The sequence below is a fragment of the Pseudarthrobacter cremeus genome, assembly GCF_051857465.1.
GTDB lineage: Bacteria > Actinomycetota > Actinomycetes > Actinomycetales > Micrococcaceae > Arthrobacter.
On record NZ_JBPZHC010000001.1, the window covers coordinates 561,416 to 582,480 of the forward strand.

A 21,065-nucleotide genomic window follows, 5' to 3' on the forward strand; every position below is an offset into this window, starting at 1 on the left:
CTACTCTGCTGCCTGCAGCAGGCCGGCGCGAACCGTCCTGGTGGCCTTGACCAGGTTGCGCAGGGATTCTTCGGTCTCGGCGTAGCCGCGGGTCTTCAGGCCGCAGTCCGGGTTGACCCAGAGCTGGCGGGACGGGACGTGCTTCACGGCAGTGGCCAGGAGCTCAGTGACTTCCTGCTCGCCCGGAACACGCGGCGAGTGGATGTCGTAGACGCCCGGGCCCACGCCGCGGCCGAAGCCGTGGGATTCAAGGTCGTGGACAACCTCCATGCGGGAGCGTGCGGCTTCGATGGACGTGACGTCGGCGTCAAGGCCGTCGATCGCGTCGATGATCACGCCGAACTCCGAGTAGCAGAGGTGGGTGTGGATCTGCGTGGCGTCAGCGACACCGGCGGTGGCCAGGCGGAACGAATCCACCGACCACTTCAGGTACGCGGAGTGGTCCGCCTTGCGCAGCGGAAGGAGCTCACGAAGGGCGGGCTCGTCCACCTGGATGATCTTGATGCCGGCTGCTTCGAGGTCGGCGATCTCGTCGCGCAGCGCCAGGCCCACCTGGTTGGCGGTCTCGCCCAGCGGCTGGTCATCGCGGACGAAGGACCACGCGAGGATGGTGACCGGACCGGTGAGCATGCCCTTCATCGGCTTGCCCGTCAGGGACTGGGCGTACTCGGCCCACTTCACCGTGATGGGGGCGCTGCGGGTGACGTCGCCCCACAGGATGGACGGACGCGTGCAGCGGGAGCCGTAGGACTGGACCCAGCCGTGGACGGTGACGTCGAAGCCTTCGAGGTTCTCGGCGAAGTACTGGACCATGTCATTGCGCTCGGGCTCGCCGTGCACCAGGACGTCGTAGCCGAGCTCTTCCTGCAGCTCCACGACGCGCTTGATCTCGTCCTTCATGAGCTGCTCGTACTGCCCGCTGGTGAGATCGCCCTTGTTGTTGCGGGCACGGGCGGAGCGGATTTCCTGGGTCTGCGGGAAGGATCCGATGGTAGTGGTGGGAAGCGGCGGCAGGTGGAGCGCCTCTTCCTGGGCGGCTTCGCGGACTTCGTAGGCTGAGCGGCTGAAGTCAGCCGCGGTCAGGGCCGCGGTGCGGGCCCGGACGTCGTCGCGGTGCACGCCGGCGGCTGTGGCGCGGGCGGCAATCACGGCAGAAGCCTCGTCGATGGCAGCCTTGGCGGAGGCCGGATCCGCCACGTAGTCGGCGAGGATCCTGACTTCCACGGCCTTCTGGTCAGCGAAGGCAAGCCAGCTGCGCAGTTCCTCGGAGAGCTGGGTCTCTTCCGTGACGTCGTGGGGGACATGCTGGGCAGAGGTGGACGTGCTCACGGTGACGCGGCCGGCGGCGGCCTTCAGTTCGTCCAGCTTGGCGGCCGAGACGGCCAGATCGTTGCGCCAGATGTTGTGGCCGTCAACGACGCCGGCAACCAGGGTCTTGTTGCCGAGGCCGGCGAGTGCCGCGGCGGAGGGCACTGCGCCCTTGAAGGCGTCGATGTGCAGCGCATCGATGTTGGTGGCGGCGAGGGTGCCCAGCTGGCCGTCGAGCGCGCCGTACGGGGTGGAGACCAGGATCTGCGGGCGCTTGGGGGCCCCGGAGAGGACTTCGTAGGCGCGGGCCACGGCAGCTTCGATTTCTGCGGCCGGGGTGTCCTGGTCAACAACCAGTGCGGGCTCGTCGAGCTGGATCCAGCTGGCTCCTGCAGCCGCGAGCTTCTCGAGCAGCTGCACGTAGACCGGGAGGATGTCCTCGAGGCGTGACAGCGGGGCGAAGCCTGCGGGGGCGGCGTCGGAAGCCTTGGAGAGCAGGAGGTACGTGACCGGGCCAACGATGTACGGGCGGGTCTCAATACCGTTGGCCAGGGCGAACGCGAATTCCTCAACGATGCGGTTGGAGGCGAGGCTGAACTTCGTTTCGGGGCCTATTTCCGGGACGAGGTAGTGGTAGTTGGTGTCGAACCACTTGGTCATTTCCAGCGGCTGCTGGTCCTTGGTGCCGCGGGACAGGGTGAAGTAGCCATCGATGTCCAGCTGTCCCTCAGCGTTGAGGAGGTCTCCGAAACGGGCCGGGACGGCGCCGAGGTGGGCGGTGGCGTCCAGTACCTGGTCGTAGTAGGAGAAGGTGCCAGGAACGGCGGCCGCTTCGGTGAGGCCAAGCTCCTGCAGGCGCCGGGCGATGGTGAGCTGGATGTCCTTGGCGGCGGCGTCCAGTGCTGCGGCGTCGATCTTCCCGGCCCAGTAGGCTTCGATGGCCTTCTTGAGCTCGCGGCGACGGCCGATGCGGGGGTAGCCAAGCAGCGAGGCTGCCGGGAACGGAGTAACGGAGGTGTTGTTTTCGGGCATGACAAAGTCCTTTGAGGTTGAGGAAAGCTTGGAAGGGTCTGGCGACTAAGGGGCGGTCAGCTGGCGAGCTGGCGCTGGAGGATTGCGGTGCGTCGGCCTGCGGACCGGGAGTGGCGTGGCAGTGCCAGCTTGTCCAGCACCTCCAGCGCGCTCTGATGCTCGTTGAACGTGTAGAGGTGGATGCCCTGGGCCCCTGCGTCGAGCGCTGCCTTGGCCAGGTCCACTGTGGCCCGGACACCGATCCTGTGGCGTTCGGCGTCCGTGTCCGCGGCGGCCAGGCGGGCCAGCAGCTGCGGGTCCGGCTCGACGCCGCTGAGTTCGCCCAGCCGCTTCACCCGGCGCGGGCTGGTGAACGGCATGATGCCGGGAATGATGGGTATGGTGACCCCGGCCCGGCGTGCCCTGCTGAGCAGGTCCGCGTACTGGTCCGTGTGGAAAAAGACCTGCGTGATGGCAAAGTCAGCGCCGGAGCGCTGCTTGGCCAGCAGCACTTCAACGTCGTGCTCTTCGCTGGGCGACTCCGGGTGCCGTGTGGGGTAGGCAGCCACGCCGACGGCGATTTTTCCGGCGCAGAGCAGCGCTGAACGCCGCTGCTCAACACGGCGGATGAGCTCGATCAGGTCCTGTGCATAGCGCAGCGACCCGGGAACCGGCGGAGTCCCGTCCTGGGGCCGGTCGCCGCGAAGCGCCAGGATGCCGCGGACACCGGTATCCAGCAGGTCCCCGATGATCTCCGCCAGTTCCTGCGGAGTGTTGCCGACGCAGGTCAGGTGGGCCAGGGGCCGGAGCGTGGTTTCAAGCAGGAGCCGGTTGATGAGTTCGACGGCGGTGTCCCGGTTGGAGCCGCTGGCACCATAGGTGACCGAGACGTAGTCCGGGTCGGTGGTTTCGAGTTCCCTGATGGTGTTCCACAGCGACTCGGCTGCCGCCGGCGAACGGGGCGGGAAGAGCTCATAGGAGAGGGCCACCGGGGCTGTGCTCTCGGAGAGGTTTGGATGCGGTTCGATAAGGCTTGGCGGTGACATTTGCGTCCTTGGCTTTGGGCCATTGAGGCCTGACGTCAGCAGATGTGACGGCAGTGCCGGCAATGAATTTGAGTTTGGGGAACACGGAAGAACTCCACAAGGACGCAGCCGCGACTGTTACGCCTGAAATGAAGTCGTCCGTGAGCAAATGTCAGGCCCACATGGGGGCACCCACACCCTCCAGAACGGAGGATCGCTGACACGTTACCTCGGTAACTTGTATAGAACTCTAGGAGGCGGCGGCGCGGTGTTCAAGTTCGCGGCCGAATTAAGACGCAGCTTTACGCTCTGTTTCGTGGCCGGACAGAATAATCTTCGTTGCTGGCAGCTACCAGGGACGGTCCGGTCCGGTTCCGTAGTCACCGTCCCGGAGGTATTCGTCCCGCTCCTGCCCCGTATTGCGCTCCCGCTGGACGTCGCGTGAACTGTCCTGCAGCTGGTCCAGCCGGCTCTCCAGTCCGGGATCGGCGGGCGCGGGCTGCGCTTCTGCCTGCTGCGGAGCGTCTCCACCGGCGGCGTCCTCGGCTTTCTGCCTCAGGCGCTCTGCGGCCTGCTCCAACTGCCCGCCGGTAGGAATCTCTGAGGCGCCGGACCCTCCGGCGGAGAAGCAGCCCTCCGGGGCGGACTCCACCACGGCAAGGCCTTCGGCAAAGAGCCGGGCGGCCGCCGTCGTGTCTTCCGCCGCTGCCCTCGCGTCGCCGAGGTGTTCGATGCTGAGCACCAGGTTGACCCGGATGAGGCACCCGTCCGTGGAGCCCGCCAGCGGCAGTGCCTCCTCGAACCGCTCGCGGGCACCCGCGAAGTCCCCGGCGAGGACCAGGCTGTCTCCGTCGGCGAACGGAGCCTTGTGCGGCTCGATGAAGTTGGCAATGTCCAGTCCGGCCGCGGCGTCCGCCACCGCGCCCGCAGCCCCGGCAGCGAAGCCCCTGTCAGCGGCCCCGGCCAGGATGCCCAGGCTGAGCAGCTTTGCGGACAGGCACAGGACGACGGCGGCAGGCAGGGCAGACCAGAGGAGCAGCCGGCGCTGGCGGCGCTTCCGGTCCCCCGGTTCGGGGTTTGCGTGCCGCGTCATGTCCGCCCCCTTGATGGGGGCCTGAGCAGGCGCCCATGGCGTACCAGCAGGAAGGTCTCTCGAAGTCCAAGCAGGAACGACGCAGCGGCGAAGATCCAATACAGTTCCGTCCTGCCGCCCAGGCTGGGGTCATCCGGGGTGCGCTGCAATTCCCCGGCGCGGGCCTGCTGCATCATGGGCGCCACCGGATCCCCGGCGGAGCGGTGTACGTAGGGAACGCCCAGGTCGGCGGCTATCCCGCGCAGCCTGCCTTCATCGATGACTGACAGGGCGTCCCGGCCGCCTCCCGAAGTACGGTCCTGAATGTAACTGCCGCTCCCTGCATCCTCTCCCGAATCCGGTCCTGGACCCCGCCCGGTCGATTCTTTCATCCGGCCGCCTCCAGGGGTGCCGTAGCCCAGGACAGCACCGCCGTCGATCAGGGCGGCGTCGACCTTCAGCGGCTCCGGTGCCTTGCCGCTGGTCTGCTCACCGTCGCCCAGGTAGTAGACCAGCCGGGGCCGTTCCGGATGGCCTGTCCGTGCTGCAGCCAGGCGTTCGGCCAGCAGTTTTCCGGCGATGGTGACGCTGCTTCCCTTGGAGTAGGCGGTGACCTGCGGCTCCAGGACCGAAACCATGGTGTCCAGGGCAGTGGTGTCAGTGGTCAGGGGCATGCGCACCACCGCGTCGCTGTCAAAGGTCAGGACAGAAAAGCGGGCACCGGGCAGTTCCTGAGCGATTGCCCTGATGTCCTGGCGGACCCCCTTCAGCCGGGGCGAACCATTGCCGTAGTCTTCGGCGACGATGCTGCTGGTGGTGTCTACGACGAAGAAGACGTTAAGGTCCGCCGAGGCCCTCTGGGCGGACCCGCCAGCGATTCCGGGACGGAGAGCCGCGGCAACCAGCAGCAGGACCAGGGCGCTCCGGAACAGCCACCCGCGCAAATGACCGGAGGAAGGGTTGCGGGCAGAACGGACCACCCGCCAGCCCAGGAAGAGGACCGCGAGAGCGAGGATCGGGGCAAGTAGCCACCACGGCATGATGGGTTGCAGTGTCATGGCCTCAGCCTCCAGGACACCCCTACCAGCACCAGCCCGGACAGAAGCGCCAGGGCGAGGGGCAGGTCGGGCCGGTCAGAGACCACGGAGCGGGGTGCGCCCTGCAGCGCCGCTGCTTCCGTTTCCTGTACCGTCCGCACGATGCCCGCGACGGCGTCAGGGCTGTCCAGTGCGTAGTAGGCGCCCCCGCCGGCTTCGGCCACCGCCCGGAGCCTGGCCCCGGGCTGGCCGGGCCCTGTTCCATAGTCCAGGTCCCCGGGATTGAGCGCGTACACCCGGACGCCGCGTTCGGTGGCCAGGGCACCCGCCTGCTCCAGGGTGAAGATGGGGTCGCCGGAGAGGTAGTTGTCCGTCGCCAGGACTACGGACCGTGAGCGTTGCCGGCCCGGGTCAGTGCTGTCCGTGCTGGGCTCCGGGCCGGACGGCGTGCCGGGCCTGGTGGGCGGGAAGGAGTTGACGCAGGAGGCCAGGCCGTCGCCGATCAGCGAGGATCCGCGTCCGCCCCAGGTGCCGTCCAGGAAGCCGGTGCTGCCGGGTTTTCCGTCAAAGGCGTCGCGGGCGAGAGTGAGCTGTTCCTCCACGTATTCGTAGTCGTCGGTCAGCGGGAAGACTTGCACGGCAGTGCTGTCGAAGACGGTGAGGCCGATCCGTTCGCCGTCGAATTCCTTGGCCAGCCGGGCAAACACCTCCACGACGGCGGAGTCGGCGCTGCTCATGGAGCCCGAGGCGTCCAGGCACAGCATGATGTCGCGGTTGCGCTGTTCCGGCCGGCTGGTGGTCAGTTCCACGGGACGCGCCGCTGCGGCCACGGCGGAAATCATCAGGGTCACTCCTGCGAGCGCGGCGACTGCCAGCCAGCGGCGGTGCCGGCGGAGGGCAGCCTGGTATTCGGGCAGGCCGGTGAGGCGGTCCGCGTTGGCGACCGGCCGCCGTCGGGCATTCCCTGGGGAATCGCGCCGGAAAGCAAACCAGCCGGCGACGGCGACGGCGGCCAGCGCAAGCGGGACGAGCCACCAGAACATCAGTTCCATTGCCGCACCGCCCGGCGCGCGGTTTCGGCTGAATCGGCGACGGCCGGCAGCGGTTCCAGGCCGAACTCGCCCGGGTAGATCCTGCTGACGGCCTCAGCGGTGGAGGACAGCGGGTGCGCGTGCAGCTCGGCGAGGGTCATCCGTGGGGCGTCCACGCCGGTGACGTCGCGGGCGAACTTGCGGACCAGCAGGCTCAGTTCCCGGTGCGATTCGCGGGTGGTCAGCTGCCCGGCGGCGGCGTCGGCGCTGACGGCGTCAATGCGTTGGAGGTAGGCCTGCTTGAGCGCGGCAAGGTCCGACGGCGGCGTGAACCGGGGCCGGGCCGCCGGATTCCGGCGCCGGCGGGTGCTGAAGAACACGAAGCCGTACCAGCCCAGGACCAGGGCCAGGAGGGCGAGGCCGGCCCACAGCCATCCTTGGCTGTACTGCAGGGGTCCGTAGAAGCCCTGGTCATCCTGCACGCCGGTGCCTTTCCAGGAGGGCGAACAGTTCTGTCATGACCCCGGCGCTGCCGGTCACGTGGCCTTCGGTGATGCCGGCCCGGCGGAACATGGCGTGCCGGCCGGCGTCGCGCTCCACGGCAGCCCTGGCATACGCCGCCGCCACGTCCGGGGAGGCTGCAAGGTGCCCGGGCAGCAGCGCGGAGTCGGCGACGCTGACGGCGTCATGACTCGAATGGCGTTCCCCCACCAGATCGGCGTCCCGGATGGTCAGCCAGAGGATTTCATGCTGGGCGCGGAGACGGCGCAGCAGCTGTTCGGTGCCCGCATCGGCGGCACGCTCATCGGCCACCACGAACAGCAGGTGCCGGCCTTTGACGGTGCGGGCCACGTGTTCCAGTTGCCCATCGATGTTGCTGGGGCCCGAGTCCAGCGCGGTGGCGGAGTCAACCTCGCGGAGGAGCCGTTCCAGGTGGGACTCCCCTGCTTTTGCCGGGATGGCGCGGCTGCCGTTCGCGTCGCCGCAGACCAGTCCCACCACGTCGCCGTGCCTGTGGGCAAGGTAGCCCACAACACCCAGGGCCATCACGGCAATGTCCTTCTTGGTTTCTCCGTCACGGGCTTCAGCAGCCATGTTCCGGCCCGTGTCGGCAATGAGCAGGACCGTCTGCCGGCGCACGGCCACATAGCGTTTGATCAGGGGTGAGCCGTGGCGGGCGGAGGCCTTCCAGTCGATGTCGCGGACCTCGTCCCCGGGAACGTAGGCCCGGAGGTCGTCAAAATCGAGGCTGCGGCAGCGGAAGACTGAACCGTACTCGCCGTCGAGCATTCCGCGGGCTTTCCGGTGGGCGAAGATGGCCATCTTCGACTTGACGCGCTGGAGCAGGCTGGGCACGCCGGCTCAGGGAGTCTGCACGGATGCCACGATGGCATCGATGATGGTTTCCACCGGCACCTGTTCGGCCACTGCCTCGAAGCCCAGGATAAGCCGGTGCCGCAGCACCCGGTGTGCCAGGGATTTCACGTCCTCAGGGATCACGTGGCCGCGGCCGTTGATGAGTGCCACGGCCCGGGCAGCCTGGCTGAAGGCAATGCTGGCGCGGGGGCTGGCGCCGAATTCGATGAACCCGGCCAGGCGCTGGTCGATGTACTGCCCGGCGTTGCGGGTGACGAACACCAGTCCCACGATGTAGTTGATGATGGCCGGATCGATGTAGATCCGTTTCACGAGCTCCTGGACCCCTGACACCGCATCCAGCGACGCGGCCGCCGCCGGAATCTGCTCCGCGGTGAAGATCCCGGCGTCGATGCGACGGATGATCTCCGCTTCTTCCGCCGGTGACGGGTAGTCCAGGACGTCCTTGAGCATAAAGCGGTCCATCTGCGCTTCGGGCAGCTGGTAGGTGCCTTCCTGCTCGATCGGGTTCTGCGTGGCGAGTACCAGGAAGGGTGAAGGGAGTTTGTACTCCTGTCCCCCGATGGTGGTCTGCCGCTCCTGCATGGCCTCGAGCATGGCGCTCTGGGTTTTTGCGCTGGAGCGGTTGATCTCATCCAGGAGGACGATGTTGGCGTGAACCGGGCCGAGCTGGGTGATGAAGGTGCCTTTGGCGGCGTCGTAGATCTGCGTGCCCACGATGTCGCTGGGCAGCAGGTCCGGGGTGCACTGGATCCGGCGGAACTCTGCACTGACAGCTTCTGCCACTGTCTGGGCGGCAGTGGTCTTGGCCAGTCCCGGCACGCTTTCCAGCAGGATGTGCCCGCCTGTCATCAGGCCAACCAGCAGCGATTCGCGCAGGCGTGCCTGGCCCACTACTTTGGCATCGAAGCTGCGGGAAATGTTCGCCACCACCTGCTGTGCACGTGCCAGGTCCGCCGGTTCGATACGTGCGGGCGCACTGGTCTGAAGCACTGGATTTCCCCCTGATGGCTGCTGGACGGCGGCGGGTGCGCGGACGGTGTTGCCCGGCGGCACCCCGTCCGCCATCCTATCCAAGCCAGTTGCTTCGCCGCCCGCAATGGGGACCCCTCCCCATCAGGGGTCAGGTAGGTTTATCCTTTTGCCATGAGCGAGCTTCCAGCCAGTTACAAGCAGTTTCTCGCCGACAAAAGCGAGAGCTTCGTCCTTGCCGTTAAGCCTGTGCTGCAGCAGTCCGCTGCCGACCAGAGCCACGGTGTCCGGGTCACCTACAACGTGGGTCCCACCGGCCATCAGGCCCACCTCGACGACACGCTTCCGTATGGAGTGGTGGTGGAGGACATCGACTGATGGTGGCCGTGTCGGCGGCGGCGCTGATGGCGCTCCACCCCGGGGGTCCGGGTCCTGGTCAACCGTTGACCGTGTCAGCCCTTGACCGCGCCTGAGAGCGCGAAGGAGCTGCCGGCGCCCTTGGCCACAATCACGTAGAGGGCCAGCACCGGGACTGAATACAGGATGGAAAAGGCGGCCAGCTGGCCGTAGGCGACTGCCCCGTGCTGTCCGAAGAAGCTGTAGATCGAAACGGCTGCGGGTTGCCGCGCTTCGGACAGGAGCAGGACAAAGGGAACGAAGAAGTTTCCCCAGGCCTGGATGAAAACAAAGATGAACACCACTCCCAGTCCCTGCCGCATCAGTGGCAGGACGATGGTGCGCAGCGCGGTCAGACCGGAGGCGCCGTCCACCCAGGCGGCTTCCTCCAGCGATACCGGGACGGCGTCCATGAAGTTCTTCGTCATCCAGATGGCCATGGGCAGGGTGGTGGTGGCCATGAAGAAGATGGTGGCGGGCATGGAGTCCAGGAGCTGCAGCTGCACGAACAGCCCGTAGACGGGAACCATGATGGCAGTGATCGGCAGGCACGTCCCGAACAGGATGGTGTACATGAAGGGTTTGTTGAACCGGGACTGGTAACGGGACAGCGGGTAGGCGGCCAGCACTGCCGCCACCAGGTTGACGGCGCCTGTTCCGGCAGAGAGCAGCAGGCTGTTCCATAGCGGCCCGAACAGCAGCCCCCGTGTCATGATCGCGGCAAAGTTGGCAAGTGAGACCTTCCCCGGAAGCCTTGTTTCGTGTCCGGCCGAGGGGTCAAGGGCGGCAAACACCAGCCAAAGCAGCGGCAGGACAAAGCAGGCGCCGATCACGATCAGGGCCATATCTGCAGGGAACCGTGCGCGCTGCCGGGCACGGGAGACTGCCCCGGCCCCCTCCCGCCGCGTCCCGGCGGACGTTCGGGCCGCCGTCGTCATGGCTTGGCCTCCCGGAGGAGCCGGACGTAGGCCGCGCCGAACACCACTCCAATGAGGATCAGGACTGACGCCACAGCGGTGCCGTACCCGATGTCGCCGAATTTGAAGGCTTCCTGGTATGCCAGCACCGGTAGCGTGGTGCTGGCATTCGCGGGCCCGCCGGCGGTCATCACCCAGATGAGGGTGAAAACCGCCAGAGTCTGCAGGGTAATGAGCATCAGGTTAGTGGCAATACTGCCCCGGATCATGGGGATGGTGATGAACGCCAGCCGTTGCCAGCCGGTGGCCCCGTCCATCAGGGCTGCCTCCGTCACCTCGCCCGGCACCTCGTCCAGCGCGGCACGGTAGACGAGCATGGAGAACGCGGTCCCGCGCCAGATGTTGGCAAGCATGATGGCGGCCATCGGAAACGAATACAGCCAATCGGGCTGGCCGAGACCCAGTCCGCCCAGGATCTGGTTGAGGGTCCCGTCCCGGCTGAAGTAGGCGTAGGCGGCGAAGGCCGCAACGATCTCGGGCAGCACCCATGCGGCAACAACGGCCGTTCCGACGACGGCGGCCACCGGGCGGCGGGCCCTCCTCATCAGGACGGCGATGGTGAGCCCCAGAACGTTCTGGCCGAGGATGGCAGAGCCGCCAACGAACAGGACCGTCAGGGCCAGCGAAAGCGGCAGCATGGGGTCGCCGAGCAGCCTGGCGTAGTTCTCGAACCCTATCCAGCCGGGACTGCGTGCGTTCCGGCCGGTCAGGGCGGCATTGGTGAAGGAGGCGTGGAAAGCCCACAGCACGGGGCCGGCCAGGAAAACCAACAGGAGGACCACAGCCGGAAGGACAGGAAGCAGCCGCGCTTTGCGGCCGCGCACAGGGCGGCGGTGTGGATCAGTGATGGGCACCGGCTATTTCGCGACGGTCTTGGCGTCACCGACGATGCCCTTGACCGCGGCGTCGTAGCCGGCGGCGGCCTCTGCCGGGGATTTTGCCCCCGTGATCACTGCTTCCGTGGCCTCCTGTACCGCTGCCGAGATGCGGGGGTAGTCCGCCGTCGCGGGCCGGTAGTGCGTAACCGCCACGAGTTCGGACACATCCTTCACAAACGGGTTCCCGGCCTGATAGCCGGAATCCGAGGCGACGTCCTTCCGGACGGCGATCTGGGAGCTGGCTATGTTGAATGCCAGCGAATTCTTCTGGTTCAGGGCCGTTGCCAGGAAGTTGAATGCCAGCTGCGCATCCTTGGTGCCGGCCCCCACAGCCAGGGTCCAGCCGCCGGACATGCTTACTCCGCCGGGAGCCTGGCCGTTCTGGGTGGGGAAGGCCGTCACGCCCATCTCCTCTCCGTAGGCGGGCCATTCGTAACTGCCGCCCTTCTGCCAGAATGACGGCGCGTACGAGCCCTCCACGGTGGCGCCCATCTTGCCTTGCGGCAGCCATTCCCCGAAGACCTTCTTCCAGACATTGGCGTCGAGCGCCTCCGCCGGCGATACCGCAAGCTGTTCCTCGTACAGGGTGTCCAGGAACGCCAGCGAGTCGGTGAACCCCTTCGAGCCGACCACCCACTTTTTCGCATCGGTGTCGTAGAGTCCTGCTCCCGTTCCATAGAGGAGTTCATAGAAGCTTTGCATCACGGTGCCTTCGCCAGTGCCCTTGCTGGCGTACATGTTGAAGGGCACCGCTGCGGGATTGTTTGCCTTGATTTTCCGGGCCGTGTCCAGGATGTCCTGCCAGCTGCGCGGCTCCCAGGGGAGACTGACGCCCGCGGCGGCGAGGACCTTTTTGTTGTACCAGATCCCGCGCGTGTCGGTGCCCAGCGGAACAGCGTATGTGCCGCCGTCGTCCCCGCGGCCCGCAGCCTTGGCGGCGTCATCAAAAGTATCCCAGTCCTTCCAGCCGTCCAGGTGGCTGTCCAGTTTCAGGAGATAGCCGGCGTCGACGTCGGAGCGGACCTTGAAGGTGTCCTCGTAGAAGACATCAGGAGCTGTGGAGGATGAACGCAGGGCGAGGGCGAGCTTGGTGCCGTAGTCGTCGTCGTTCGCCTGGATGGGCTCCAGGTTGACCGTGACGCCCTGGTTGGCGGCCTCAAATTCCTTCTTGGCCGCCTGGAACAGGGTATCCAGGGCGGTGAAGGAATCGGTCTTCTGGTAGACCACCTTCAGGGCCTTCGCCGATTCCGCGGGAGCGGCCGGCGAACAGGCCGCCAGCGTCAAGGCCGCGGCGGAGATGAATGCAGAGAAAACGAGGGCCCGGGGACTCATGGTGCTCCATTCAGTAAATGGCTGCAGTCCTCTTTGTCTGCGGGCCCCAGCCGCGGCGATATCCACATGCTAGAGGGGGCGACCGGCGCAAGCAAGGACCTGCCGGTTCATGCTTCCAGTAGAAGCCGCTGCGCCCGCGGCGCGAGAGTATGTTCCAGGACCAGGCAAGCGGCGCCAATGGCGCCGACATCCTCACCTACTCCAGTGCCGACAACTTCGACCGTGTGGATCAGGCGGGCGGCGCTGTTGGCGTCGACGAGCGCCGGGATCCGGTCCAGGTAGCGTTCCGCCATCCGGCTCCAGAAGGGCCCGCCGAAGACAACACGTTCCACATCCAGGGTGTTGGTGACCACTGAAACCGCGCGGGCCACGAGCACCGCGGATTTGTCAATGATGGCCAGGGCCTTGGCGTCGCCGGCGTCGGCGAGGTCGCAGAGCTTCGTAAAGCTTTGCTGGACGTCGGCCGCGGTATGCCTGGACCCCGCGTCGTCGAGGATCCCGGCGGCCACCGCTTCGGCGACCAGGACCTGCGGGATGGCCGAGGATTTCACGCAGCCATGCAGTCCGCAATCGCAGAGGGGGCCGTCCGGTTCCACCACGATGTGGCCGATCTCGCCGGCGTTTCCCGACGTTCCGCGCACCACCTCGTCGTTGAGCACGATTCCGCAGCCGATGCCCGTACCCATGTACATGAAGATGAAGCTGCCGGCGCCGCTGGGGCCACCGGCCCACGTTTCCGCGACGGCGGCGCTGGTGACGTCCTTGTCAACGAGGACGGAGTAGCCGGTTGCTTTGGCCAGGGCGTTCCGGAGTTCCACGCGGTCCCAGCCCGGGAGCAGCGGGGGGTCCACCACGGTGCCGTTGTCCAGGTCGATGGGGCCCGGTGCCGCGACGCCAAGTCCGGCGATCTTTGCGACGTCCACCCCCGAGTCTGCAACCAGTTGCCCGATCTGGGTGGCAATGGTGGCGATGACCGCGGCGGGGTCGTTGCCGCCCGGCGTCTTAATCCGGGAATGCTGCACCACCGCGCCGACCAGATCCAGCACCACAAAGGTGGTCACGGCGGGGTCCAGGTGGACTCCGATCGCGTACATGCCGCCCGGGTTGAGGCGGAGCATGGTCCGAGGCTTGCCGGGCCCGCTGCCTTCTTTTCCTGCCTCGACGATGAGGTGCTGGTCCAGCAGGCGGCGGGAAATGTTGGAGATGGTCTGGGGCGAGAGGCCGACAATCTGGGCGAGCTCCACACGGCTGAGACCGCCGGATGACCTGCGGATGGCGTCGAGAATGACCGTGAGGTTGAAGTCCCCCATGCGGGGAAGGTTGGTTCCGCGCCGTGGGGGCGAGGACTGGCGGATTTCTGGCACGGTCTCCCCTAGAGTTTTGGCCGCGTACTCATGTTGTCTGAATGGTACGTTACCCCTTGTCCCACGCCCAGAGCCGGAGGCAGGAGCGCGGCGCGGCACGGCGCCCGGCGTCCTAGGCCCGGCGGGTGCTGACGGCCACCGTGAACTTCGGGTTGGCGCCCCTGACCCTGGTCGGGCCCACCAGCCGTTCCAGCGCCGGGAGGTACTGCAGGTGCCGGTTGAAGACCGTCCACAGCTCACCGCCCGGGGCCAGTACCCTGGCGGCTGCCTCGAACAGCTTGATGCCCGCTCCGGCGTGGACGCTGGCACCCAGGTGGAACGGCGGATTAAGCAGGATCAGGTCCACGCTGCCGGCGGGCAAGGTGCTCATGGCGTCGTCCTGGAGAAAGCTGATCCGGTCTCCAAGGCCGTTGGCCTGTGCAGTGTCCTGGGCGGAGGCGACGGCGGCTGCGGACCGGTCGGTGGCCGTGATGCGCGATTCCGGATGGGCACGGGCGTACATGGCGGCGAGGATTCCGGTGCCGCAGCCCAGGTCCACGGCATGCTGCGCTGATCGCATCTCGGGCAGGAAGTCCAGGAGGAACCTGGTGCCGATGTCCAGTTTCGTCCCGGCGAAGACGGCCCCGCGGGCTGCAACGTCCAGGTCAAGCCCTGCAAGGTGCCCGACGGCGGGACCTGCCTCCGGGGACACCCCTTCCCGGGCACCGCCGGCCAGGATGATCCTGGACTTCTGCCGCGCCAACTGCGGCTGGACCGACTCGAAGTGCCGTTCCAGGACCGCATTCATGCCCAAGGACATGTGCTTGACACGTCCGCCGGCGAGCAGTTTAACGTGCGGGGCCGCATACCGGGCCACCGCTGCGGAGACTTCCTCCAGCTCTGCCAACGTCCGGGGCAGCTGCAGAAGCACAAATTCCGCGTCGGAAAGAAGCTCCTCCCCCAGTGGCAGTTGCTCGTACCCCGTGCCTCCGGCCAATGATGCCGGCTCTATGCCCAGCGCTGCCGCATTGTTCCGCAGCGCACGCTCCCCCGTGATGAGATCCTCGTGCACTCTCACACGCCGGACTCCGAGGCCGTTCAGTGCGCCGAGCGTGAGGGCGCCGTAGCGGTCGCCGATCACCGTCAGGGCGGTGCCGGGGGGCAGCCTGTCCGCGGCCGCTTCCAGCAACAGCTTGTCAGTGGCGTCCCAGGCCTGGAGATTGGGGGCCTCGACGTCGGGGTACCGCCGCAGGGTCCCCAGGATGGCCTCAAGACTTTTTTCTGCCACGGTTTCCTGCCTTCTGGTCATGCGCCGAACCGGGTCAGCGGCTGAGCCGCAAGCCCGGGTAGTTTGAGGATTGCCGCCACGGCCGCGCGGCCTGCCCGGTTGGCGCCGATGGTGGACGACGACGGCCCGTAGCCCACGAGGTGCACGCGCGGCTCCGCTGCCACCTGGGTGCCGTCCATGGCAATCCCGCCGCCGGGTCCCCTCAGGTGCAGCGGCGCGAGGTGTTCGAGCTCTGCCCGGAACCCGGTGGCCCACAGGATGACGTCCGCCCGGTGCAGGCTGCCGTCGGTGAGCCGGACGCCGTCGGGCTCGATCGAGATGAACATGGGGCGCCGGTCCAGCGCCCCACGCAGTGCTGCGGCGCGCAGCGCAGGAGTCCGGATGAGGCCGGTCACGGACACCACGCTTTGCGGGGGCAGTCCCTGCCGGACGCGCTCCTCCACAAGGGCGACGGCGTCGTGGCCGGCCCGGGCGTCGAACGTGGCGTCCCGCCATTCGGGTTCCCGCCTGGTGAACCAGCTGGTGGAGGTCACCTGTGAGATCTCATCCAGCAGCCCGACCGCGGAGATGCCGCCGCCCACCACAATGACGTGCAGGCCGCGGAACTCTTCCGCGGAAACATAGTCGGCGACGTGCAGCTGCCGGCCCCGGAACGTGGACCTTCCGGGGTAGATGGGCCAGAACGGCCGTGTCCAGGTACCGGTGGCGTTGATGAGGGCTTTCGCCGACCAGTCACCTCGATGGGTGCTGACCCGCAGCCTTCCGGCCGGATCCGCATCTTCGCGGGCCACGGCGGTGACTTTGACCGGGCGCAGGACCTCAAGCCCGAGTTCCCGTTCGTAGCCGGCGAAGTACCTGGTCAGGAACTCCGAACTTGGCTCGGCCGGGTCCACATCGGGTTTGGCGATCCCGGGGAGGTCGCTGATGCCGTTGACCGTGGCCATCCGCAGGCTCTTCCAACGGTGGCGCCACGCCCCGCCGGGCCCCTCCTCGGCGTCGAGGACCCTATAGGACAGGGCCCTGCGCTGCAGGTGGAACGCGGCGGAAAGACCGGCCTGGCCTGCCCCGATGACCACCACATCCACTTTCGCGGCTGACATTGCGCGGATACCGGTCAGACCTTCTTCACCACGGAGGATTTGAGCTGCATAGGTCCCACGCCGTCCACTTTGCAGTCGATATCGTGATCCCCCACGCCGTCCATGAGCCTGATTCCACGGACCTTGGTGCCCACCTTGATGACGCTGGAACTGCCCTTGATCTTCAGGTCCTTGACGACCGTTACCGTATCGCCGTCGGCCAGGACATTGCCCACCGCGTCCCTGATGACCCGCTGCCCAGGACCGTCCGGGCCGCCCGCTGCCTCGGCGGACCATTCGTGTCCGCATTCCGGGCAGACCAGCAGCGCACCCATCTCATAGGTGTACGGGCTGGAGCATTCGGGGCACGGCGGAAGGGTTTCGTTCACTCCCCCATGATAATCGTGGCAACAGCGCTGACAGGCGCCCGGCCGCCGTCGTACTGTTGGGCCATGGCGGAAGACGCGCACGGCGGAAGAGAGGCAAGGACCATGACGAGGGAAAAAGGGGCCGCGGCACAGCTGGCCAAAGCGCTGGCCATTGTCCTGGGCACCGATGAGGTGCCGCTGCGGCTGCGGGCCTGGGACGGCTCCGAGGCGGGTCCGCCCGGCGCCCCGGTCCTCGAGTTCAGGTCGCGCAGGGCGCTGCGCCGGATCCTGTGGTCGCCGGGGCAGTTGGGACTGAGCCGCGCCTATGTGTCCGGCGACGTCGATGCTCCGGGTGACATCTTCGCGGGCTTTACCGCACTGAGCTCCGTGGGAAAGTTTTCGGAGCCCGGCCCCTTCACTCCGCTGACTCCACGCGAACTGGTCACACTGGTCACTACAGCCGTGCGGCTCGGGGCCCTGGGGCCCAATCCCTCGCCTCCCCCGGAGGAGGCACGGGTTGCCCGGAAGGGCCGGCTGCACACGCGCCGGCGCGATGCTGCGGCAATCTCACACCATTACGACGTCGGCAACGACTTTTACGCCCTCGTGCTGGGACCATCAATGGTTTACTCGTGCGCCGTGTGGGAAAACGGAACCCCAGACGGCCACGGAAACCTGTCCGGCGTTGAAGACCGGGGACTTCCGGCCGGGCTTGAGGAGGCGCAGGCAGCGAAGCTGGATCTGGTGTGCCGCAAACTCGGGCTGAAACCCGGGATGCGGGTGCTGGACGTCGGCTGCGGCTGGGGCAGCTTTGCCTTGCACGCCGCCCAGCACTACGGCGTCTCGGTGGTGGGGGTGACCCTGTCCTCGGAACAGGCCGTCCTGGCCCGCAAGCGGGCAGCCGATGCAGGCCTGACGGAAAAGATCGATATCCGCGTCCAGGATTACCGGGATGTCTCCGACGGACCCTTTGATGCCATCAGCTCGATCGGCATGTCCGAACACGTTGGCCGGGAACAGACACCCCACTACGTCCAGGTGCTGCACGGCCTGCTCCGCCCGGGCGGCCGGTTGCTCAATCACGCCATTTCGTGGAACTCCGGCCCCACCAAACCGGACCCCGATTCCTTCATTCCCCGCTATGTCTTCCCGGACGGCGAGATGATCAGCCTCGGCGAGATGGTCAGTGCGCTGGAGGGCGGTGGTTTCGAGGTACTTGATGTGGAGGCTTTGCGCCTTCACTACGCCCTGACCCTGCGGGCGTGGGTGCGCAGGCTGGAGGAGAACTGGGATGAGGCCGTACGGCTGACCAGCCTGGGCCGTGCGCGGGTCTGGCGGCTGTACATGGCTTCGAGCGCCTTGGGCTTCGAGGCCGGCCTCACCGGCGTCAATCAGGTGCTCGTGCAGAGGGCCGGCGGGGCCGAGCCGCCGTTGCGCCGGACTGACTGGGTTTAAAGCAGAAGAGCCACCGTGCGGGTGGCTCTTCTGCTGTTGTGTTGTTTTCCGAATTTCGTGGAGCTGAGGGGACTCGAACCCCTGACCCCCTGCATGCCATGCAGGTGCGCTACCAGCTGCGCCACAGCCCCAAAACCCGTGCTGACCGGCGGTTCACACCGCCCGAAGCAACCTGTTCAGCTTAATGCAAATCCGCGGTTGGCGCCAATCGGGGCTTGTCCTTCGGGTGCAACAACCTGTCCTTCGCATGAAACAAAAAGGTCCGCCGGAATCATTCGATTCCGGCGGACCATCCGGTGGAGCTGAGGGGACTCGAACCCCTGACCCCCTGCATGCCATGCAGGTGCGCTACCAGCTGCGCCACAGCCCCGGACCTTCGTTAATCCGTGGTTTCCCCGGAGCAACTCAAATATCTTAGACCAGCGTTTCGGAAAATTCCAAATCGGGCATATTGGGCCCGGACAAGGTCCTTTATTCGGCCTCGGAGCCGGCAGGCGTCTTGGCTGACGTGTCGTCACCCAACTGCAGGTCCACCACGGGGCAGTCCTTCCAGAGGCGCTCCAAAGCGTAGAAGACGCGGTCTTCCTCATGCTGGACATGGATGACAATGTCCGAGTAGTCCAGCAGCACCCAGCGTCCGCCGGAGCGGCCTTCGCGGCGGGTCGGCCGCAGGTCCTGTTTGGCCAGTTCCTCTTCAATGCCGTCCACAATGGCGTTGACCTGGCGTTCGCTCGGTGCGGAGGCGATGAGGAAGACGTCGGCCAGTGCCAGGCGCTCACTGACGTCAAGTGCCACGATGTCGTGGGCAATTTTGTCCGCGGCGGCCTTGGCGGCTTGGCGGGCTACGGCGATGGATGAATCTGATGCAGTCACGGGACTCCTTGTTGTTTTCTAAAGCTTTATGAGGGGGCGCTCCGGGAGGGCGCCCGGTCAGCGGGAGATGCCGCTGATGATGAGGATGACGCCGGAGATGAGGGCCACGATCCCAAAGACCAGGACGAGGACCTGCATCAGCCTGAGCCGCTTGGCGCGGGCCAGGCCTGCCGTTGCCGCATCCAGCGGCTCAAGCCCATGCGCTGAACTGGCCGGGATCCGGGGCAGGTCCTCGAACAGATCATCGGACTCCACCACCTGTTGGTGTTGCACGGACGGTGCCACACGCTTCGGCTCAGCCGCTGCCCGGGCGGCCGCTTCCGCGCGGGCGATGACCCGGGAACGGCCCGAGGGCGCGGCCGGCGCGGAACCGGCTGAGGGTTGCTTGGATGTGGCGGACGGCCGGCGGCCTTTGCCGCCGGTCCGGAGCTTTTGTCCGGGCTGCGTCACCACGGGAACATGGGAAGTCGGCGATGGTTTCATCACGGGACGGTCGATGCCGGGCACCTGCACGAATTCCAGCGGCGTCACCATGGCAAGATTGGCGGCGGTCGCCGGGCCCGGCCGCTGCACGGCCGGCGGTGAAATTCCCTGGGAAGGTCCCGGAGGTTCCGCCTGCTCTGCCAATTTCTGCTTCGCCATGGCCCGGCGGTTGAGGACTGCGGCGCGCTCGGCAAGGGCGATCTGTTCGGCGAGGATGTCCGGATCCACTGCCTCCGGATCCAGCGATGCGATGTGCTCCATTTTGGCCAACTGGTTCTTGGCCTGCTCGGCAATCAGTGAACGTGCCGCGAGGGCCTGTTCCACGCTCATGCCGGCCGGGACGCCGGAGCCAGGGGCGGGCGGCGCGGAACTGCTCTTGCCGGCGGCACCGGCGCCGGGCTTGCCGGGAGAGGCGACACCGGACTTGCCGGGACCGGCCTGCTGGCCGGCGGGGGAAATGATGGGGTTGGCCGAGGTGACGGCCTGTTCCTTGAGCTGCTGCAGCCGCAACTGCCTGCGGGTGGGAGGGCCGCCGGCGGACAGCTGCCCCTCCTTTTCCTCAAGTTCCTTGATGGTACGCAGGGCCGCCCGGTCACGGGCGCGGATCTGCGAGGACCGCTCAGCAGGTGTCTGCTCGGGGACTGAATCCACCGGGGTGTCGGACGCACGGCGTTGTTTGGAGGCAGGCGAAAGCTGGCCCGGGGCGGGAGGCCCGGCAACCATGTTCTCGTCTCTGGACTGCCGCAGTTCGCGGCGGCTACGGACGGGGGGCTGTTCCTGACTCATAGAGAACTCATTCAGTACTGGCTGACTCGTCTGTTTCGGTAGTGCGGACGTCCTGGGGAAATTGTCCCTCGGCATACAGTCCGTATTTGGCGATGTACTGCACCACACCGTCCGGCACGAGGTACCAGACGGGATTGTGCGCGGCTACCCTGATCCGGCAATCGGTGGAGGAAATGGCCATGGCGGGCACTTCCAGGAGACTGACGTCTTTGCGGCCCATGCCGTCAAGCACATGCCCGGGCCGGGTGACGCCGACAAAGTGCGCCAACGACCACAACTCATCGATGTCCTTCCAGGACAGGATCTGCGCCAGCGCATCGGCTCCGGTGATGAAGAAAAGATCCGCGTCCGGGCGCTGGGTACGCAGGTCCCGCAAGGTATCAATGGTATATGTGGGACCCGGCCGGTCAACATCGACCCTGCTGACGGTGAAGCGCGGGTTCGACGCCGTGGCAATGACCGTCATCAGGTAGCGGTGTTCGGCCTCACTGACCTGCTTGTGTGATTTTTGCCATGGCTGCCCGGTAGGGACAAAAACCACCTCGTCCAAACCGAACTTGGCCGCCACTTCACTGGCTGCCACGAGGTGGCCGTGGTGGATGGGATCAAACGTCCCGCCCATCACGCCCAGCCGCAGCCGGCCTTCAGCACCTTTCCGGTGCAGAACACTGGAAATGTCAGTGGCCTTGGCCGTGATCGTGCTTGTTCGGGTGCTGGCGGTGCGGATCGGCATGCTCTTCGGTTATTGTGTGCCGGTTGCCCAGGTTGGAGTAGGACCAGGTGATGAACATCAGCACCAGCAGGAGGGCGAACATAACCACGCCGAAAACCCAGGGCTCAGCCCACAGCGGAGCGGGTTCGTGTTCTCCGCCTTCGGCAACGGTCATGGCAATCTGCTGGAGCAGCATTATCTCCCCTAGGGTTCAAGGATGTGGCAGCGGATTTTCCCGCCATTGTAGGACTTTCGTCTATGT

At 66.6% G+C, this 21,065-nt stretch carries 21 protein-coding genes and 2 tRNA genes; 2 read left to right on the forward strand and 21 right to left on the reverse strand.

Features of this window, described 5'->3' with window-relative positions; genetic code table 11:
* The 8 genes from metE to ACS5PJ_RS02490 all read right to left on the reverse strand — a co-directional run bounded on the left by metE (position 1) and on the right by ACS5PJ_RS02490 (position 8,854).
* Positions 1 to 2,340 carry a 5-methyltetrahydropteroyltriglutamate--homocysteine S-methyltransferase gene (gene metE, locus ACS5PJ_RS02455; RefSeq protein ID WP_439433329.1) on the reverse strand — a complete coding sequence of 780 codons (2,340 nt, stop codon included), beginning with the start codon at positions 2,338 to 2,340 and terminating at the stop codon, positions 1 to 3.
* Between the two features lie 56 nt (positions 2,341 to 2,396).
* Entirely contained in the window at positions 2,397 to 3,365 is a 969-nt protein-coding gene (locus tag ACS5PJ_RS02460) for a methylenetetrahydrofolate reductase (protein ID WP_439433330.1), read from the reverse strand.
* A 328-nt stretch (positions 3,366 to 3,693) separates the two neighbouring features.
* Positions 3,694 to 4,437, reverse strand: a complete 744-nt coding sequence (locus tag ACS5PJ_RS02465; RefSeq protein ID WP_439433331.1) for a hypothetical protein — start codon at positions 4,435 to 4,437, stop codon at positions 3,694 to 3,696.
* A complete protein-coding gene (locus tag ACS5PJ_RS02470) occupies positions 4,434 to 5,474 on the reverse strand; it encodes a VWA domain-containing protein (protein WP_439433332.1) in 1,041 nt (346 codons plus the stop codon). The genes ACS5PJ_RS02465 and ACS5PJ_RS02470 overlap by 4 nt, the downstream gene beginning before the upstream one ends.
* Positions 5,471 to 6,505 carry a vWA domain-containing protein gene (locus ACS5PJ_RS02475; protein ID WP_439433333.1) on the reverse strand — a complete coding sequence of 345 codons (1,035 nt, stop codon included), beginning with the start codon at positions 6,503 to 6,505 and terminating at the stop codon, positions 5,471 to 5,473. Before ACS5PJ_RS02475 ends, ACS5PJ_RS02470 begins: the two co-directional genes overlap by 4 nt.
* Positions 6,496 to 6,966: a hypothetical protein gene (locus ACS5PJ_RS02480; RefSeq protein ID WP_439433334.1), complete on the reverse strand. Its 471-nt coding sequence runs from the start codon at positions 6,964 to 6,966 to the stop codon at positions 6,496 to 6,498. Before ACS5PJ_RS02480 ends, ACS5PJ_RS02475 begins: the two co-directional genes overlap by 10 nt.
* The gene (locus ACS5PJ_RS02485) at positions 6,956 to 7,840 is read right to left on the reverse strand and encodes a DUF58 domain-containing protein (protein WP_439433335.1); all 885 of its coding nucleotides are present in this window, start codon (positions 7,838 to 7,840) and stop codon (positions 6,956 to 6,958) included. The genes ACS5PJ_RS02480 and ACS5PJ_RS02485 overlap by 11 nt, the downstream gene beginning before the upstream one ends.
* Before the next feature lie 6 nt (positions 7,841 to 7,846).
* Entirely contained in the window at positions 7,847 to 8,854 is a 1,008-nt protein-coding gene (locus ACS5PJ_RS02490; RefSeq protein ID WP_439433336.1) for an AAA family ATPase, read from the reverse strand.
* Positions 8,855 to 9,007: 153 nt separating this feature from the next.
* Here ACS5PJ_RS02490 and ACS5PJ_RS02495 point away from each other — a divergent pair, with 153 nt between their 5' ends.
* The gene (locus tag ACS5PJ_RS02495; RefSeq protein WP_354145709.1) at positions 9,008 to 9,211 is read left to right on the forward strand and encodes a hypothetical protein; all 204 of its coding nucleotides are present in this window, start codon (positions 9,008 to 9,010) and stop codon (positions 9,209 to 9,211) included.
* Between the two features lie 74 nt (positions 9,212 to 9,285).
* Here ACS5PJ_RS02495 and ACS5PJ_RS02500 read toward each other — a convergent pair whose 3' ends face one another.
* The 7 genes from ACS5PJ_RS02500 to ACS5PJ_RS02530 form a co-directional block, all read right to left on the reverse strand.
* Positions 9,286 to 10,167, reverse strand: coding sequence for a carbohydrate ABC transporter permease (locus ACS5PJ_RS02500; protein WP_439433337.1), 882 nt, complete (start codon positions 10,165 to 10,167; stop codon positions 9,286 to 9,288).
* The gene (locus tag ACS5PJ_RS02505) at positions 10,164 to 11,060 is read right to left on the reverse strand and encodes a carbohydrate ABC transporter permease (RefSeq protein ID WP_439433338.1); all 897 of its coding nucleotides are present in this window, start codon (positions 11,058 to 11,060) and stop codon (positions 10,164 to 10,166) included. The genes ACS5PJ_RS02500 and ACS5PJ_RS02505 overlap by 4 nt, the downstream gene beginning before the upstream one ends.
* 3 nt (positions 11,061 to 11,063) lie before the next feature.
* Positions 11,064 to 12,416: an extracellular solute-binding protein gene (locus ACS5PJ_RS02510; RefSeq protein WP_439433339.1), complete on the reverse strand. Its 1,353-nt coding sequence runs from the start codon at positions 12,414 to 12,416 to the stop codon at positions 11,064 to 11,066.
* A 107-nt stretch (positions 12,417 to 12,523) separates the two neighbouring features.
* A complete protein-coding gene (locus ACS5PJ_RS02515; protein ID WP_439433561.1) occupies positions 12,524 to 13,726 on the reverse strand; it encodes an ROK family transcriptional regulator in 1,203 nt (400 codons plus the stop codon).
* 166 nt (positions 13,727 to 13,892) lie between these two features.
* Positions 13,893 to 15,047, reverse strand: coding sequence for a class I SAM-dependent methyltransferase (locus tag ACS5PJ_RS02520; RefSeq protein WP_439433340.1), 1,155 nt, complete (start codon positions 15,045 to 15,047; stop codon positions 13,893 to 13,895).
* Positions 15,048 to 15,064: 17 nt separating this feature from the next.
* The gene (locus ACS5PJ_RS02525; protein WP_439433341.1) at positions 15,065 to 16,147 is read right to left on the reverse strand and encodes an FAD-dependent oxidoreductase; all 1,083 of its coding nucleotides are present in this window, start codon (positions 16,145 to 16,147) and stop codon (positions 15,065 to 15,067) included.
* 14 nt (positions 16,148 to 16,161) lie between these two features.
* Positions 16,162 to 16,515 carry a zinc ribbon domain-containing protein YjdM gene (locus tag ACS5PJ_RS02530; protein ID WP_439433342.1) on the reverse strand — a complete coding sequence of 118 codons (354 nt, stop codon included), beginning with the start codon at positions 16,513 to 16,515 and terminating at the stop codon, positions 16,162 to 16,164.
* Positions 16,516 to 16,617: 102 nt separating this feature from the next.
* Between ACS5PJ_RS02530 and ACS5PJ_RS02535 the strand changes: the two genes are divergently transcribed.
* Positions 16,618 to 17,949, forward strand: a complete 1,332-nt coding sequence (locus ACS5PJ_RS02535) for a class I SAM-dependent methyltransferase (RefSeq protein ID WP_439433343.1) — start codon at positions 16,618 to 16,620, stop codon at positions 17,947 to 17,949.
* Positions 17,950 to 18,007: 58 nt separating this feature from the next.
* On the opposite strand, the gene ACS5PJ_RS02540 is transcribed toward ACS5PJ_RS02535, so the two are convergent.
* From ACS5PJ_RS02540 to ACS5PJ_RS02565, 6 genes are all read right to left on the reverse strand, one after another.
* Positions 18,008 to 18,080, reverse strand: a tRNA-Ala gene (locus tag ACS5PJ_RS02540).
* A gap of 166 nt (positions 18,081 to 18,246) precedes the next feature.
* Positions 18,247 to 18,319 (reverse strand) — tRNA-Ala (locus ACS5PJ_RS02545).
* A gap of 101 nt (positions 18,320 to 18,420) precedes the next feature.
* The gene (gene rsfS, locus ACS5PJ_RS02550) at positions 18,421 to 18,822 is read right to left on the reverse strand and encodes a ribosome silencing factor (protein WP_439433344.1); all 402 of its coding nucleotides are present in this window, start codon (positions 18,820 to 18,822) and stop codon (positions 18,421 to 18,423) included.
* Positions 18,823 to 18,879: 57 nt separating this feature from the next.
* On the reverse strand, positions 18,880 to 20,091 hold the full coding sequence (locus ACS5PJ_RS02555) for a hypothetical protein (protein WP_439433345.1): 1,212 nt from the start codon (positions 20,089 to 20,091) through the stop codon (positions 18,880 to 18,882).
* Positions 20,092 to 20,098: 7 nt separating this feature from the next.
* Positions 20,099 to 20,824, reverse strand: coding sequence for a nicotinate-nucleotide adenylyltransferase (nadD, locus tag ACS5PJ_RS02560; protein WP_439433346.1), 726 nt, complete (start codon positions 20,822 to 20,824; stop codon positions 20,099 to 20,101).
* Positions 20,769 to 20,999, reverse strand: coding sequence for a hypothetical protein (locus ACS5PJ_RS02565; protein WP_439433347.1), 231 nt, complete (start codon positions 20,997 to 20,999; stop codon positions 20,769 to 20,771). The genes nadD and ACS5PJ_RS02565 overlap by 56 nt, the downstream gene beginning before the upstream one ends.
* Positions 21,000 to 21,065 lie beyond the last annotated feature (66 nt).

Bases quoted from the DNA above. Each gene is read 5' to 3' on its own strand.
- metE (WP_439433329.1), bottom strand. From the start codon at position 2,340: ATGCCCGAAAACAACACCTCCGTTACTCCGTTCCCGGCAGCCTCGCTG.
- ACS5PJ_RS02460 (WP_439433330.1), bottom strand. From the start codon at position 3,365: ATGTCACCGCCAAGCCTTATCGAACCGCATCCAAACCTCTCCGAGAGC.
- ACS5PJ_RS02465 (WP_439433331.1), bottom strand. From the start codon at position 4,437: ATGACGCGGCACGCAAACCCCGAACCGGGGGACCGGAAGCGCCGCCAG.
- ACS5PJ_RS02470 (WP_439433332.1), bottom strand. From the start codon at position 5,474: ATGACACTGCAACCCATCATGCCGTGGTGGCTACTTGCCCCGATCCTC.
- ACS5PJ_RS02475 (WP_439433333.1), bottom strand. From the start codon at position 6,505: ATGGAACTGATGTTCTGGTGGCTCGTCCCGCTTGCGCTGGCCGCCGTC.
- ACS5PJ_RS02495 (WP_354145709.1), top strand. From the start codon at position 9,008: ATGAGCGAGCTTCCAGCCAGTTACAAGCAGTTTCTCGCCGACAAAAGC.
- ACS5PJ_RS02500 (WP_439433337.1), bottom strand. From the start codon at position 10,167: ATGACGACGGCGGCCCGAACGTCCGCCGGGACGCGGCGGGAGGGGGCC.
- ACS5PJ_RS02510 (WP_439433339.1), bottom strand. From the start codon at position 12,416: ATGAGTCCCCGGGCCCTCGTTTTCTCTGCATTCATCTCCGCCGCGGCC.
- ACS5PJ_RS02515 (WP_439433561.1), bottom strand. From the start codon at position 13,726: ATGGGGGACTTCAACCTCACGGTCATTCTCGACGCCATCCGCAGGTCA.
- ACS5PJ_RS02525 (WP_439433341.1), bottom strand. From the start codon at position 16,147: ATGTCAGCCGCGAAAGTGGATGTGGTGGTCATCGGGGCAGGCCAGGCC.
- ACS5PJ_RS02535 (WP_439433343.1), top strand. From the start codon at position 16,618: ATGACGAGGGAAAAAGGGGCCGCGGCACAGCTGGCCAAAGCGCTGGCC.
- ACS5PJ_RS02555 (WP_439433345.1), bottom strand. From the start codon at position 20,091: ATGAGTCAGGAACAGCCCCCCGTCCGTAGCCGCCGCGAACTGCGGCAG.
- nadD (WP_439433346.1), bottom strand. From the start codon at position 20,824: ATGCCGATCCGCACCGCCAGCACCCGAACAAGCACGATCACGGCCAAG.
- ACS5PJ_RS02565 (WP_439433347.1), bottom strand. From the start codon at position 20,999: ATGCTGCTCCAGCAGATTGCCATGACCGTTGCCGAAGGCGGAGAACAC.